Origin of the sequence: Halorussus litoreus, assembly GCF_003382685.1 — an archaeon.
Classification (GTDB): Archaea; Halobacteriota; Halobacteria; order Halobacteriales; family Haladaptataceae; genus Halorussus; species Halorussus litoreus.
Window position 1 is genome coordinate 43,623 of the sequence record NZ_QLVG01000046.1, and the last position, 14,191, is coordinate 57,813.

14 protein-coding genes are annotated in these 14,191 nt (G+C 67.2%); 3 read left to right on the forward strand and 11 right to left on the reverse strand.

The genetic code is table 11. The features are described from left to right. Positions 1–293 precede the first annotated feature (293 nt). The 6 genes from DPQ64_RS14065 to DPQ64_RS14090 all read right to left on the reverse strand — a co-directional run bounded on the left by DPQ64_RS14065 (position 294) and on the right by DPQ64_RS14090 (position 5,637). Positions 294–1,265: a phosphoadenosine phosphosulfate reductase family protein gene (locus tag DPQ64_RS14065; protein WP_115864950.1), complete on the reverse strand. Its 972-nt coding sequence runs from the start codon at positions 1,263–1,265 to the stop codon at positions 294–296. Positions 1,266–1,594: 329 nt separating this feature from the next. Continuing rightward, complete coding sequence (locus tag DPQ64_RS14070) at positions 1,595–2,176, reverse strand: DUF7110 family protein (RefSeq protein WP_115864951.1); 582 nt, start codon at positions 2,174–2,176, stop codon at positions 1,595–1,597. A gap of 111 nt (positions 2,177–2,287) precedes the next feature. Next, positions 2,288–2,629, reverse strand: a complete 342-nt coding sequence (locus DPQ64_RS14075) for a glutaredoxin family protein (RefSeq protein ID WP_115864952.1) — start codon at positions 2,627–2,629, stop codon at positions 2,288–2,290. Positions 2,630–2,735: 106 nt separating this feature from the next. After that, positions 2,736–3,383, reverse strand: coding sequence for a transcriptional regulator GfcR (gene gfcR, locus DPQ64_RS14080; protein ID WP_115864953.1), 648 nt, complete (start codon positions 3,381–3,383; stop codon positions 2,736–2,738). Continuing rightward, on the reverse strand, positions 3,380–4,513 hold the full coding sequence (locus tag DPQ64_RS14085) for a glucose 1-dehydrogenase (RefSeq protein ID WP_115864954.1): 1,134 nt from the start codon (positions 4,511–4,513) through the stop codon (positions 3,380–3,382). The genes gfcR and DPQ64_RS14085 overlap by 4 nt, the downstream gene beginning before the upstream one ends. 143 nt (positions 4,514–4,656) lie before the next feature. Next, positions 4,657–5,637 carry an AIR synthase family protein gene (locus DPQ64_RS14090; RefSeq protein ID WP_115864955.1) on the reverse strand — a complete coding sequence of 327 codons (981 nt, stop codon included), beginning with the start codon at positions 5,635–5,637 and terminating at the stop codon, positions 4,657–4,659. Between the two features lie 121 nt (positions 5,638–5,758). Here DPQ64_RS14090 and DPQ64_RS14095 point away from each other — a divergent pair, with 121 nt between their 5' ends. Beyond that, complete coding sequence (locus DPQ64_RS14095) at positions 5,759–7,156, forward strand: NAD(P)/FAD-dependent oxidoreductase (protein ID WP_115864956.1); 1,398 nt, start codon at positions 5,759–5,761, stop codon at positions 7,154–7,156. Positions 7,157–7,446: 290 nt separating this feature from the next. Here DPQ64_RS14095 and DPQ64_RS14100 read toward each other — a convergent pair whose 3' ends face one another. The 3 genes from DPQ64_RS14100 to DPQ64_RS14110 all read right to left on the reverse strand — a co-directional run bounded on the left by DPQ64_RS14100 (position 7,447) and on the right by DPQ64_RS14110 (position 9,935). Continuing rightward, positions 7,447–8,628 carry an AI-2E family transporter gene (locus tag DPQ64_RS14100; RefSeq protein WP_115864957.1) on the reverse strand — a complete coding sequence of 394 codons (1,182 nt, stop codon included), beginning with the start codon at positions 8,626–8,628 and terminating at the stop codon, positions 7,447–7,449. A gap of 13 nt (positions 8,629–8,641) precedes the next feature. Next, positions 8,642–9,454, reverse strand: coding sequence for a mycofactocin-coupled SDR family oxidoreductase (locus DPQ64_RS14105; RefSeq protein ID WP_115864958.1), 813 nt, complete (start codon positions 9,452–9,454; stop codon positions 8,642–8,644). An 85-nt stretch (positions 9,455–9,539) separates the two neighbouring features. Beyond that, positions 9,540–9,935 carry a hypothetical protein gene (locus DPQ64_RS14110; protein ID WP_115864959.1) on the reverse strand — a complete coding sequence of 132 codons (396 nt, stop codon included), beginning with the start codon at positions 9,933–9,935 and terminating at the stop codon, positions 9,540–9,542. Positions 9,936–10,250: 315 nt separating this feature from the next. Here DPQ64_RS14110 and DPQ64_RS14115 point away from each other — a divergent pair, with 315 nt between their 5' ends. Further along, positions 10,251–10,793 (forward strand): hypothetical protein, encoded by a 543-nt coding sequence (locus DPQ64_RS14115; RefSeq protein WP_115864960.1) that lies wholly within the window; start codon positions 10,251–10,253, stop codon positions 10,791–10,793. A gap of 36 nt (positions 10,794–10,829) precedes the next feature. Here the strand turns inward: DPQ64_RS14115 and DPQ64_RS14120 are convergent, their stop codons facing one another. Beyond that, entirely contained in the window at positions 10,830–11,279 is a 450-nt protein-coding gene (locus tag DPQ64_RS14120; RefSeq protein WP_115864961.1) for a hypothetical protein, read from the reverse strand. 99 nt (positions 11,280–11,378) lie between these two features. On the opposite strand from DPQ64_RS14120, the gene DPQ64_RS14125 reads away from it, so the two are divergent. Continuing rightward, positions 11,379–12,758: a glycosyltransferase family 4 protein gene (locus DPQ64_RS14125; RefSeq protein WP_157971716.1), complete on the forward strand. Its 1,380-nt coding sequence runs from the start codon at positions 11,379–11,381 to the stop codon at positions 12,756–12,758. 33 nt (positions 12,759–12,791) lie between these two features. On the opposite strand, the gene DPQ64_RS14130 is transcribed toward DPQ64_RS14125, so the two are convergent. Further along, on the reverse strand, positions 12,792–14,009 hold the full coding sequence (locus DPQ64_RS14130; RefSeq protein ID WP_115864963.1) for a glycosyltransferase family 4 protein: 1,218 nt from the start codon (positions 14,007–14,009) through the stop codon (positions 12,792–12,794). Between the last annotated feature and the right edge of the window lie 182 nt (positions 14,010–14,191).

Below are 14,191 nucleotides of genomic sequence, written 5' to 3' on the forward strand. Positions count from 1 at the left end.
AAACGCGTCGGAATCATTAAGCATCCCGCAGGCACGACAACGATAGCGAAGAGACAGTTCGGCAAGGTCCGTCGCGTAGGCCCGGTCAACCGTCCGGTCGCGTGCGCACAGTTATCAGTCCGGGCACCTCCCAGCTACTCCATCGCGAGCGAAGCGAGCGGACCAAGGAACCCTCGCCGGAGGACCAAAGCGGCGAAGCCGCTTCGTCCCGACGGAGGGGTTGACGCCGTGTTTTCCATGACCGTTTTCCAAGGCAGGGAGCGCCTACGGCGCTCTCGACCGCTGGAAACGTTTCACATGTAACCGAGATCGCGCAGGCGCTCCATCAGGTCCTCCTTGTCCTGGGCGCGGCCCGCGCGCTCGGTGGTGTCTTCGAGGTTCTGGAGCCACGCCGGCTCCTCGTCGGACTTCTCGGTGCTGACCTCACTGCCGAGCGACCGGAACCCGGCGAAGTACTTCGGGCTGACCGGGATATCGTCCTGCGTGAGACCGTTCGGCAGGTCGTCGTCGGACTGCGGGACGTAGCCGTCGTCGGGGTAGTCCTCGACGGTGTCCGGGACGACGAAGCCCCAGAAGGCGTCCCAGACCGCGCGCTCGTCGAACTGGAGGATCGGCTGGACGCGGTCGTGGGGCGGGTAGATGTCGGGGTCGTGGCGCGGGCTGAAGAACGTCTCGTCCGCGCGGGCCTCCTGCTCGTCCCAGCGCACGCCCGAGATGATGCCGTCGATGTCGAGTTCCTCGATGGTGTCGTTGAGCGCGACCGTCTTGAGGAGGTGGTTGCCGACGTACGTGTCGAGTAGGAACGGGAACGTGTCCTCCTCGTACTCCAGAATCTCGCGCACGTGGTGCTGGTTGTGCTCGTTCAGGGCGTCGATGGGGATGTCGTCGCCGGGTCCGAGGTCGTTCGCCTCGGCGTAGTCGCCCACGTCGTCGTTGCTGGCGTAGACGACGTCGAGGTCCCACTCGTCCTCCCACTTGGCGACGAAGTCGTGGATCTCGTCGAAGTGCTGGAAGTGGTCGATGAACACCGCGGTCGGGGTCGGGAGGTCGAACTTCTCGGCGACCTCCTTGATGAAGTACAGCGTGAGCGTCGAGTCCTTCCCGCCGGTCCACATCACGGCGGGGTTCTCGTACTCTTCGAGACCCTTTCGGGTGACCTCGATTGCCTTCTCGATCTTGTGCTCGATGGACGGGTAGTCCTCGGGGCTCTCGCCTTCGCCGTCGCTATAGTCGACGTCGACGTAGTTCGGGAAGTCTTCGGGCATCGTTCGTAATTATATCTAATTACAGGGCTAAAGTGCTTTTCGGCTCTCCATCGTGACAGGATGCAAGAACCGGTCCGTAGGCGGCGTTTACCGCCGTTTCGCACGCTATCTGTTACCACACCAATGCGCTATTCGACCAGCCGAGAGCGGCAGCGAAGGCCACACCCACCCCATCGCAGCGAGCCGAAGGCTCGCGCACGAGCGGTCGTACCGCGCGCGAACGAACGTGAGCGCGCGGCCTTTTTTGGTCCAGATTTTTTCGAGGAGCGGTGTGCAGGGGTGCGCCGTCCGGCGCACCCCTGCACACCCGACGAAGAAAAAAGGTGGTCTTAGATGAACTCGTTGTCCCGCCAGTCGACGCCGCTCGACGACGACCCGCCGGAGTTGGGCCCCTCCACGACCTCGATGGAGGCCGGGCGGTCCTCGCCCTCCACGATGCGGGTGGCCTGTAGCTCGCCGTCGACCTCGCTGATGGCGGTGAGCGTCCCCTTCTCCGCCTGTCGCGCGAGCTCGCAGAGCACGAGGAACATCGGGTACTGGACCGCGGTGTTCTGGAGCACGGTCTCGCGGTCGCCCTTGAACGCCGCGACCTCGATGAGCTCGCCCAGCGGCTCCTCGTCTTCGTCGATCTCCTCTACGTCGTCACCCCACCGCGGCCCTTCCCGGCGCTTCTGTTCCTCCTCGGTGTACACCCGGGTCTCGGAGATGCTGGCCTTCAGCTGAGCGGTCGGCGTGTACTTGCTGATGGTCTCGTCGTCCGACACCGCGCTGATGATGAGCGTGTTCTTGCGCCGGGTGATGTCCACGCTGGCGATCTCGGGCGGGAGGTCCGGGTCCTCCTCGAAGTAGTCGTAAACGGTTTCGAGCGGCAGTTCGAGCGTCGAGTGAAGTCGATATACTTGCCCCGTCATTTGTGATTTCCACGCAGGTTCCCGGCTAGCGATACGGTCCACGGTACTGTAGGCGGTCCAAACATATATGGGCTGTTCTTTTGGTCCGAGTTTCGGTGGTCGAAACGACTGTCAGGCCGACAGGGTGTCGGCCAGTTCGCCGCGTTCGTCGAGTTCGGCCAGCACGTCGCTCCCGCCGACGAACTCGCCGTCGACGAACGTCTGCGGGATGGTCTCCCACCCGCTGTGGTCTTCGAGCGCCTCGCGGTGCTCGTCGAGCGCGTCGAGTACGTCTACGGTCTCGTAGTCGTCGCGGTGGTGCTGGATGAGTTCGAGCGCCTTCTGCGAGTAGCCACACTGGGGCATCAGCTCGTTGCCCTTCATGAACAGGACCACGTCGTTGTCCGCGATGGCGGAATCGACGCGCTCGCGGACTTGCTCCGCCGACAGGTCGCTTTCGGGCTGGAACGTCATACCCTGCAGTACGGTGTCGGCCCGCAAAGAAGTTGCGTTACCTTCTGCCCGCAACGCGCCGTTACTCGTGGTCGCCCACCTGCCACTTGCCGTCGCCCATCTGCCATCACTCGTCGTTGCCCACGCGGACCACGTTGATGAGCGAGTGGACCGGGACGCCCTCGACCTCGTCGACGCCCTGCTTGTCCACGAGGACGCAGCACGCGACCGGGTTGCCCCCCTCCTCGCGGATGGCAGTGACAGTCTCGGTCATCGTGGTCCCGCTGGTGATCGTATCGTCGACCACGTAGCACTCCCGGTCGCGGATCTGGGCGAAGTTCCGCGAGAAGGTGCCGCCCAACTCGTCGATGTCGCCCTCCTCCCACTGGTGTTTGCTCGGCGCGTACGTCCCGAGGTCGGTGTCGAGTTCGCGCGCGACCGAGGTGGCAAGCGGCGCGCCCGCCTTCTCGATGCCGATGGTGAGGTCGACCTCTTCGCCCTGCTTGCCCAACAGGTCGGCCATCGCCGCGGCCGCGTGGGTGAGGCGGGTGCTGTCCCGGCCGAGTGCCGACCAGTCGACGTGGATGTCGTGCGGGCCGCCCGAGGGCTCGGGGCGAGGTGCCCCGGCCGCAGGCTCCGCGCCGGCACCGCTACGATCGACCAGCCAGCTCGCTGTCTCCCGCGAGACGTTGAGTTCGTCGGCAATCTCCCCTTTCGACAGCCCCTGCTCGGCGAGCTGGGCCGCGCTTTCGATGAGGTCGTCTACGTTCTTCATGTTCCCGAGAGTTGTACCGCCGTCTTTATTGCCGTTTCGTCGTGGCGAGACTGCGATTCGTCGCTGGCCGACCCGGCTTGCGTATCGTCCCCGAACGCCGCCTCGAACTCGTCGAGGCCGTACACGCCGGTCACGAGGTCGGCGAGGAGCCGCTTCGGAAGCTCGCCCAGCGTCTCGATTGCGGCCTCGAAGTGGCTCACGTTGGAGTTGACGCTGCCCACGAGCGCCTTGTTCGTCATCACGAGTTCCTCGTGGAAGTGGCCGCCGTCGACCTCGAACGTCCACGAGTCGGGCACGCCGAGCAGGGCCGCGACCCCGTTCGGCGCGAGCGCGTCGACGCACTCGACGGCGTGTTTCGCGTGGCCGGTCGCCTCGTACACGAGGTCCATCGGCTCGTGAGCGTCCGGAATCTCCGGCACCGGCGTTCGTCGCGAGTCGAGGTACGTCGCGCCGAGCGCCTCCACGAAGTCGATGGTGGGGTCGGGCCGGTCGCGCCGCCCGAGACAGTAGAGACGGTCGTACTCCCGCGCGTCGAGCATCGCGAGCGTGAGCAGGCCGAGGCTCCCGTTGCCGAGGACGAGGGCGGACTCTGGCTCCCAGTCGAACGCCGACCGCGAGGCCGAGGCGTGTTCGAGGGCCTTCTCGGCGATGCTGGCGGGTTCGAGGAGGAACCCCCACTCCGTGAGGTCGTCGGGAACGGGGACGAGGTACTCGGCCGGGCTGGTGAAGTACTCGGCCATGAACCCATGCGCGCCGTCGATGCCGCGCTCGACGCACGCGTCGGGCGGAGCCATGTCGGGTTCCCCACGCGCGAAGTATTCGTTCGTATCCGCGGCCGAAGCGTCGGTCCCCGCGGCCGGGGGTCCGCGCACCGTTGGCGCGACCACGTCCCCCTCCTCGAAAGTGGTGCCGTTGGCCTCGGCGACTACGCCGACCGCCTCGTGGCCGAGCACGAGGCGGTCCTCGCCCGGCGGGAACCCGCCGTGGCTCCCTGCGAGGACTTCGCGGTCGGTCCCGTCCACGCCCACGCGGAGCGTTCGGACCAGCACCTCGCCGGGCCCGGGGTCGGGCCGCGGCAACTCGGCGATCTCCGGCGAGGACTCACCGCGCCGCACGACGATTGCGTCCATGCCCGCGGCTACGGCGAGCAGGACTAAAAGTATTTATTCTATATCGAGTAAACTTCACAAACGATGGGGCTGGCGACCGTCGAGTCCCGAGTTCCGAGCCCCGAGCCCCGAGCCCCGGCGGGCTAGGCCCAGCCCTCGACTCACTACGTCCAAAGGTCGTACAGGTCGTCGCGGATCGGGTCGGAGACGAACTCGTCGGCGAGTGCGACGCCGAAACCGCGGGTTTCGGCGTCGCACTCGCCCGCTTCCGCGACCGCGCCGACCTCGCTCGCGGGGATGTCTTCGGCAGCGAGCGCGGCGAGCGCGTCGTCCGCGGCGTCCTCCGGGACGGTGGCTACCAGCGCGCCGGAGCCGAAGATGGCAAGCGGGTCCACGCCCATCACATCGCAGAGTTCGGCGGTCTCCTCGCGGATCGGTACCGAATCCCGGTCGATTTCGAGGCAGACACCCGAGGCGGTCGCCACCTCCACGAGGCCGTTCAGCAGACCGCCCTCGGTCGGGTCGTGCATCGCGGTCGCGTACTCGCGGAGCACGGCCGCCTCGGGCGCGACGCTGATGTCGCCGAAGAACGACTCCGCGCGGTCGAGCAGGTCGGCCGAGAGCCCCAGTTCCTCGCGGAAGTCGGTCGCCAGTATCGCGGTGCCTTCGATCCCCGCGCCCTTCGTGAGCAGCACGCGGTCGCCGGGTTCGGCCCCGCCGGTCGGCACGAACTCGTCTGCCAGCCCCATCGCGGTCAGCGACACCATCGGGCGCTCCAGCGCCGGGGTGTACTCCGAGTGTCCCCCGACGATGGCGACCCCCAGCGCTTGCGCTTCCTCGTCCATCTGGCGGGTGAGCACGTCCAGCGTCTCCGGGTCGTCGTCGGGCAGGAAGACGACGTTCGTGAGCCATCTGGGGTCGGCACCCGAGGCCGCCACGTCGTTGCACGCGACGTTGACCGCGAGCGTGCCGAGGCGCTCGCGCGCCAGCGAGAGCGGGTCGGAACTCGCGACGAGCAGCTGGTCGCCGACCCGCATCGCCGCGGCGTCCTCGCCGTATCGCGGTCCCATCACTACGTCGTCGTCGTGCGCGCCCGTCCGCGAGAGCACCTGCGCGAGCGCGTCGCGGTCGAGTTTCCCGATCATACTCGTCCCTCGGTGGTCGGTGGCCGTAAATATCGGTGTCTTCGCGTTGGACGGGGCGGGTTCGGATAGGCCGAACCCGCGGAGCAGAGAACCTTAGTGGCGCGCCGCCGAAGCGCCGGACATGACCGAAGTCATCGTCGCCGGCGGAGGACTCGCCGGACTCGTCGCTGCGCGCCGCCTCGCGGACGCGGGTGCGGACGTCCGCCTGTACGAGCGCCACCGAGACCTCGGTGGCCGGGTCCGGTCGCTCCGCCGGGACGGCTACGTCCTCGACCGCGGATTTCAGGTGCTGTTCACCGCCTACCCTGCGGCCCGGCGCGAACTCGACTTCGCGGCGTTGGACCTCCGGCAGTTCAAGCCCGGCGCGATGGTCGCCAGACCGGGCCGCCGGTCGACGCTGTCCGACCCGTTCCGGGACCTCGACGCCGCGCTCGAAACCGTGCTGAACCGCGACGTGACCCTCCGAGACAAGCTCGAAGTGTGGCGACTCCGCCGCGAACTCGCCGACAAATCGATTCAGGACATCGTCCGCGGCGAGGACGCCACGACCCGCGAGTCCCTCCGTGACCGGGGCTTTTCCGAGCAGTTCCTGACCAACTTCGCGGAGCCGTTCTACGGCGGCATCACGCTCGACCGGAGTCTGAACACCTCGCGGAAGGCGTTCGAGTTCGCCTTCAAGATGCTGACCGTCGGCGAGATCGCGGTCCCCGCCCGCGGAATGGGTGCAATCGCCGAACAGTTGGCCGACCGCGCCCGCGAATCTGGGGCCGACCTCCGGACCGCCGAAACCGTGACTGACCTCAGCGCGACGGTGGAGACTTCGCGAAACCCCGCGAGCGACGGTGGGAGTAGCAGGGGCGGCGACGGCGGAGGCAACGAAATCGTAGGCGTAGACGGCGGAGCCGAGGTCACCGTCGAAATCGGGCGGGAGACGACCACCGCCGACGCCGTCGTGGTCGCCACCGACCCGAAGCAGGCCCGCGAGCTGACCACCGTGAAGTCCATCCCGACCGAGGCGAACGGCTGCGTGACCCAGTACCTCGCGTTCGACGGGCCACCACTCGACGCCGGGAAGCGACTCCTGCTGAACGCGGGCGAGTCCGGCGGGGCCACCGAGGCCACCGAGTCCGGCCAGGTCACCGAACCCGCCCCGAACCACGTCGCACAGCTGTCGGCGGTCGCGCCCGAGTACGCGCCCGACGACCGGAACCTCCTGAGCGCGACGTATCTCGGCGTGCCCGACGCGCCGGACGAGGACCTCGTGGCGCGGACGGCCCGGACCCTCGACTCGTGGTACCCCGAGCGTCACATCGACCTCGACCACCGCCACACCAGCCGAATCGAGTTCGCGCAGTTCGCCCAGCCACCGGGCATCCACGACCGCCTGCCGGACGTTCGCGCGCCCGACGGCCCGGTCTACCTCGCGGGCGAGTACACCGAGGCCTCCTCGCTGAACGCCGCGATGGAGAGCGGTCGGGCGGCGGCGAAGGCTGTCGCAGAGGATCTGGGTCTGGCGTAGGCCGGAATCCGTCCCGGTTCGGTAGTCGACGCTCGCTTCTGCTCTGGCGCGTCGGCTGCGATTTTCAACTGGCGCATCGGCCGCGATTTTCAACTCCCTCGCGCTCGACGACCTCCGGGCGCGCACTGCCGAGTACACCGACGACGGCCGGCCCGTCACCGACGACGGCCGGCCCGTCACCGACCACGACAGCTACGCGCTGGTCGACCTCGTGGACGCGCTCCGGTCGCGGGGGTACCGTGACGCTGGAAATCCGGGGACGCCGGTGTTCGTCCGGGCGTAGCGTCCCGTTACGACGAGGTCGAAGACGAGTCGTCGGACCCGTCCTCGTCGCCGAGGTCGCCGAGGTCGCGCTCGCCCAGCGACGGCGCGGCGTCCACGTCCGGGCTGAGCCGTTCGCCGTGGAGCAGGTCGGTCACGACGATGCGGACCGCCTGAATCACCAGCACGAAGAACAGCGGGAGCAGGAAGAAGCCGTACCAGCCGAACAGCATCGGGCCGAGGATGTACGCGAACATCATGATGCCGACGTGGATGTCGTTGCCCGAGATGTACGGCTGGAGGAACGTCTGTGGCAGGATGTCGAGGGCGAGAAACGACACAACCAGCAGGCCGATGGGGTAGATCATCGCCGGACCGCCCTGCTGGGAAGCGATCCACGCGAGATACGCGACCAGCGGGACGTAGACGACTTTCCCCACCACGAGTGGGATGAGGCTGGTGATTCCGGTCAGCAGGGCGAGCAGGACGGCGAACGGGATGGACAGGGCTGGCGGCGCGAGGAAGTTGAAGCCGTAGTAGACCACGGCCGCGAGCACGGACATGACGAGCACGAACAGCACGTTCCCGAAGAATACCGTCTCTAGCTCGTCGTCCACGGCGTAGGCGTAGGCGTGGCCGGCCGACCCCTCGGGAGCCATCTCGTCGCGGAACCACGCCGCGATGCGGTCGTCGTCGCGGAGCAGGAAGTAGCTCAGCCCGAACGCCAGCGAGAGCACGATGAGGACGTTCAGCACCGTCCCGAGCGCGGATATGGCGGCGGTCGCCACCTGCCGAATCCGCCCCGTGTCGGCCGACTGAAGCTCCGACGGGTCGTTCAGGAGCGTCTCCACGAAGTTCTGCTGGGGCGCGCTGAGACTCTCGATGTTCAGCAAGGACGAGAGCAGTCCGGTTCCGGGGATCCCCGACAGCGACGACACGTCGCGTAGCCCCGCCAGCACGACGTAGACGACTATCAGGAGTATCGGGATCACGAAGCCCGCCAGCGTCAGTCCGGCCGCTATCCCGTCGGTGTCGACGTACTCGCTGACGCGGTTGCAGACGGGTCGCGCGGCGTAGTAGAAGAACACGCCGAGCACGAACATCCCCACGAACGAGTAGCCGACGAAGGCGACTCCCGCGCCGAGCGCGAGGACGTAGAGCCACCATGCGACTCGATTTCGGTCGTAGTCGATGAACTCGTTCCAGTTCACGGATGAAAACTCCTCATATCGCGGTCGCGCCCGCGGCGACGGGCAAGGCGATGCCGGTGACGAATCGGGCGTCGTCGCTCGACAGCCACATGAACGCGGCGCTCACGTCCTCCGGTTGGACGATCTCGCCGAGCACGTTGTCCGGTCCGGACTGCTCGGCGACTTCGGCCATCTCCTCGCCGATGGACTCGACGATGCCGCCGGTCATGGGCGTGTCCACGGCGGTCGGACAGACCGCGTTGACCGTCACGTCGTGCTGGGCCAGCTCCATCGCGAGCGTCTTCGTGAGCCCCAGCACGCCGTGCTTCGCGGCGGTGTAGTGGCCCAGCCCCGGCGAGGCGACCAGCCCGGCGGTCGAGGAGGTGTTGACGATGCGCCCGCCCTCGCCGCGGTCGACCATGTGCCCGCCGACGTGCTTCGCGCAGAGCCACATCCCCTTGAGATTCACGTCGAGCGCGTGGTCCCACGTCTCCTCGTCGAGATCCATGAGGCCCGACACGGGCGCGACCCCGGCGTTGTTGGCGAGTACGTCGATGCGCCCGAACTCCGCCAGCGCGTGCTCGACGCCCGCCTCGACTTCGGCCTCCTCGGAGACGTCCATCTGGACGCCGAGCGCCCGCGAGCCTCGCTCCTCGACCAATCGGGTCGTCTCGTCCAACTCGGTTTCGTCGCCCAGCTCGTAGGTGGACTCGTCGGTGGTCTCGCAGATGTCTGCACACACCACGTCCGCGCCGTTCTCGGCGTACCGCAACGCGTGCGAGCGTCCCTGCCCGCGCGCGGCCCCGGTGACGAACGCCACCTGTCCGTCGAAGTCGTACTCCGCCATGTTCCGAAGGAGGGACGACAGCGAGCGGTAAAACGCTGTTCGCCGTCTCGACGTCGGAGTGGACGAGAAAATTCGCCAAAAGTCGCTAGAATGCGAATACCCACTTCGGAATGGTGAGTGAAATGACGTTTAGACTGTCGAGGATTATCAACGTGATGAGTATTATCACGAGAATCTTCTGCAGGTTGGTTAGTAGGTTCTCGGTGTCTTCGCTCGTGATGAACTCGGTTGCCCGGGTCAGTCCGTAATCGACCACCGCAAAGCACTCGTCGATCACACCGAAGACGGACATACAAATTCCTTTCAGAGTCCGATTTATCTGGTTGACCGCGAGGGCGAACACCAGTACCTGCGCGAGAAGAACTGTAAGCGAGTTACGGGGACCCCAGTAGCTCCGCTCCCCGACGTGGAGAACGATTTCTTTTTGCCGGATTTCGAGACCCAGCCGTGGCCGACGGTCGGCCGATTGTCCTTCTCTCATCCATGTACAGTTCTATTCTCCCATCTACTTATCTCTATTTTTAGATAATGATATCTCATACAACGGATAATCTATGATAATGACTTAGTATTCTGGAAGTATGCTCGGAGCCTCCGCAGTGTATTCCTCCAATCTGATGGAGATTTACGCCGCGCCAACAGAGATGTGTGGCGGAGCGTAATTTCGGAACGTCACCTGTATCGCCACTTTCGCTGGCTATACGCATATTGTCGAAATCGGCTTCCGTGCTTTCCGAAAATTGGTGGTGTGTCGATTCGCCGCACCCCCTAAACCGCCACGTCCCCTACTTTTCATATGGTCAACGCCTTCTGGCTGGACCGCGACGTGGACCAGACCGCGCGCTGGCTCGTGGACAGCCACGTCCTCTCCTCGATCTTCGAGAACGCGATGGTGCTGACCACCGCGGTCCAGCTGAACGGCTACGCCGAGGGCGACCCCGAGACGCGCGAGGACCTCTACTTCACTCATCCGGACCACCCGCTCACGCGGTGGGCCGCGGCCCACCACGACAACTGGCTGTCCCTCCGGTCGTACACCCAAGCCGCCCACGAGGAGTGGAAGCACCGATGGGACCACCCGCCGGAGAAGGTCCACGGGAGCTGGGCCACCGTCGAGTCGCTGGACAGCCAGGCCGTCGCGGCGCTCGACTGGCCGGGCGAACCGACCGATCCGCTGCAGGTGACCGACGGCTGGCACGCCGACGACTACGTTGAGGCCTACCGGCTCTACTACGCCAACGAGAAACGCGACCTGTTCGAGTGGTCGGGCGGCCGGTCGTCGCCGCCGTGGCTGGACGAGTACCGCCGCGATTCGCGGCCCGGCGTGGAATCGTCGTAATCTCTGCAGTGATGGAATTGCCGGCCAGCCGGCCGGTCAGTCGTCCGCCGAGACGCCGACAGCCCCACCGTCGCGTCGGAGCGCCGCCGTCCCGGCAGCGACGGCGTAGAGGCCGACGACGCCGAGGCCCGCGCCAGCAATCGCGGTGGCGACGACGCTCGTCAGGGGCGTCGGCGGATACGGTGAGAGGGTGCCGTCCACCCCCGTGAGTACCATCGCGGCGACGAACCACGCTCCCGCGGGAACGGCGAGGCGGGCATTCTCCCGAACGACCGACTCCACGTCCATCATCGCGGGTGGTGTCGTCTTCGACGCGAGCGAGACGCCGCGGACCGTCACGTAGAGGGTAGCCATCACTGTCCCGGCGGTGCGAACCGGGCCACCGATATTCTGGAACTCGACGATCCAGGCGAGCAGGTTCCAGAACAGCAGTATCGCGGCGACCGGGACGGATTCGACGACCAATCTGGATGGCTGGAGGGACATACCACATCGCTCTCACCAATCCATCTTAAAGGTCCGTCACCCGTGATCAGCAGTGCGGACGGCCGCCGAGCCTTTGTTCGCCTCCGTCGTCGTTCGGCCGTGCAGCTGCTCGTCTCGGCCCACGACTTCTATCCCGACCCCGGCTCCGGCGGGACGGGCCGGTACGTCCACGAGACGGCCCGACGGCTCGCCGACCGGGGCCACGACGTGTCAGTGCTCACGCGCCGCCGCGGGGACGTGCCATTGCGCGAGACGGTCGCGGGCGTCCAGGTCGCGCGCTACGACTTCTCGATTGCAGACCAGCCCGCGCCGACCATCGCCGCCCAGTCGCCCGCCGCGATTCGGGCGGTCCGTGACCACCTCGATGCCCTACCAGCGCCGGACCTCGTGAGCTTTCAGGGCACCGTCACCGACCCGCTGGTCGACCTGCTCGTGAACGACGACGTTCCTCGTAGCGCGACGGTCCACAGCCCGTGGCCCACCGAGTACCGCATCCGGGCGAGTCACGAGTCGGGCGTGTCGGTCGCGCGCCGGGAACTCAACGCCATGCTCCGCGAGCGCGTCGAGCGGTGGACTCTCGACCGGTGCGACCACGCGACGACGCTCAGCGAGTTCATGGCCGAGACGTTGCGGGACGTTCACGGCCCGGTAGTCGACACAGAAGTAGTCCCCGGCGGCGTGGATGCCGAGCGCTACCGGCCGGACGCGGGGGTCTACGAGCCGATGGCGGTGAGAAGGGGACGTGAGCAGGCAGCGGGGAAGGGACGTGAGTGTACGTCCGCCGTCGAACTCGACGGCAGACGCGCCGATGGCGGAGCCAGCGCGCACGGCGAGGCCAACATTGACTGCGGGACCAGCCCGCCCGACAGTCCCCGCGACGGCGAGCGAGTCGCCGACGGAACTTCCGTCGGCGACTCGCTCGCCTTCCTGACGGTCCGCCGACTCTCGCCGCGGATGGGCCACGACCTGCTCCTCCGGGCGTTTGCCCGAGTCGCAACTGACCACCCGGATGCCCAACTCTACGTCGCGGGGGACGGCCCGCTCCGCGGGGACCTGGAGCGAATGGCGGCCGACCTCGGAATCGCGGACCGGGTGACCTTCCTCGGCTACGTTCCCGACGAAGATCTGCCGAGCGCCTACGCTACCGCGGACTGCTTCGTCCTGCCGACCCGCCGGTTGGAGGGGTTCGGCCTCGCCACGCTGGAAGCGCTCGCCTCCGGCACGCCGGTCGTCGCCACCCCGGTCGGCGGTACGACTGAGATTCTGGCCGGACTCCGTGGGGACGACCGGGTTCCGGCCGAGATGGTCGTCCCGTCGTTCGGCGCGAGCGCGCTCGCCGACCGGCTGGCCGCGTGGGCCGACCTCGCACCCGCCGAGCGCGCGGCCGCGGGGCGTGCGTGCCGCGAGCACGCCCGCGAGAACTTCTCGTGGGAACGGGCCGCCGATGCCCTCGCGGAGCAGTATGCGACCCTGATCTGATCGACTCCAAGTTGTGCTCCGAACCGTCGAAAATCAGTCGCTGCCCGCCGGTCGCTCGGCCGGCGTCTCCGCGACGGCGAACGGGACCTCCGCGGTCGGCCGGTCGAGCGCTTCGGCGACGATCCCCCGAATCTGTCGCTGGAAGCGCCGCCGACCGAACCGCCTGCGGATCGCTTGGGGGCCGAACGGCCGCCGGAGGTCGCGCTGGAGCGCGGGGTCGGCCATCACCGCGACGATCTTGTCTGCGGCGTCCCCGACGCTCCCGTAGAGCAGTCGCTCGCGGTCGTTCACGATGGCGTGCTGACCGCCCTCGTCGGGGACGAACGGGATCGCCCCGCCCGCCGCGAGCTCGGCGACCGCCATCCCGAAGTGCTCGTACTCCTTGCCGTGGATGCCGTACCGGTGGTTGCAGATGCGCTCGACCAGTTCCTCGCGGGGGAGTTCGCCTTCGAGATGGACGTACTCGCGGTCCGCGGCCATCCCCTCGACCTCCGCGCGGTACGCCTCGTCGACGGTCGGGCCGACGACGTGGAGGTGGGTGTCCTGGCCCCGCTCGCGGACGCCCGCGGTGATCTCGATCAGTTCTACGATGCGCTTGCTCCGCTCGATGCGGCCCACGGTCACGATGCCGTCCTCGCGGTCGGCCCACGCGCGGTCCTCGAACTCTCGGGTGTCGACCGGCGGGTGGAGGACCTGCGGGCGGACGCCGTAGGCGTCCTCGACCACGTCGGCGGTCCACGCCGAGTTAGCCAGCAGCGCGTTCTGGTGGATCTCCTCGCGGTCGACCGCTGCGGCCTGCGTGGCCAGCCGCTCGTAGAGCGAGTCCTCCTCGACCGTCGGGTGGAAGATGTGTTCGCGCTCGTCGAGGCCCACGGTCCAGTCGAACGGGAAGTGGACGTACTGGACCGCGTCGGGGCCGAGGCCGAGTTCGTTGATCGTGCTGACCAGCAGGTCGAAGTCGTCGCGCCGCCGCCGGGCGTACCGCCCGAGCAGGGCGTTCTGGAGCACGTAGTACTTCAGTCCGAACCGCCGGTTGAGCCACGGCGCGAGGTGGCCCGCGCGCTCGACCGTCAGCGCGTCGGCGTCCACGTCGGTGTCGAAGTAGTCGTCGAGTTCGTCGAGGTCGGGGTGGGTCAGCGTGAGCAACGTCACGTCGTGGTCGGTCTGCAAGGCCTCGATGACGTTCATCGCGACCGCCTCGCCACCCCCCTTCGACATGAGATTCATGTGGACGACTGCGATTTCCCCCATCGTATCGTTCTCCTGTGAGGAGGTCGCCACCGCTGAAGTTAGGCGTATTGGGCGGAGGTGGACACGTCACCGACGGAGGACGAGTCCGACTTAAGCTGACAAACGTATTGTCGATAGGTGATGGATATGGGTGAATACGGTAGGTGACGCCACCGGCGAGTACGGCGGCCCGGCGCACCGCC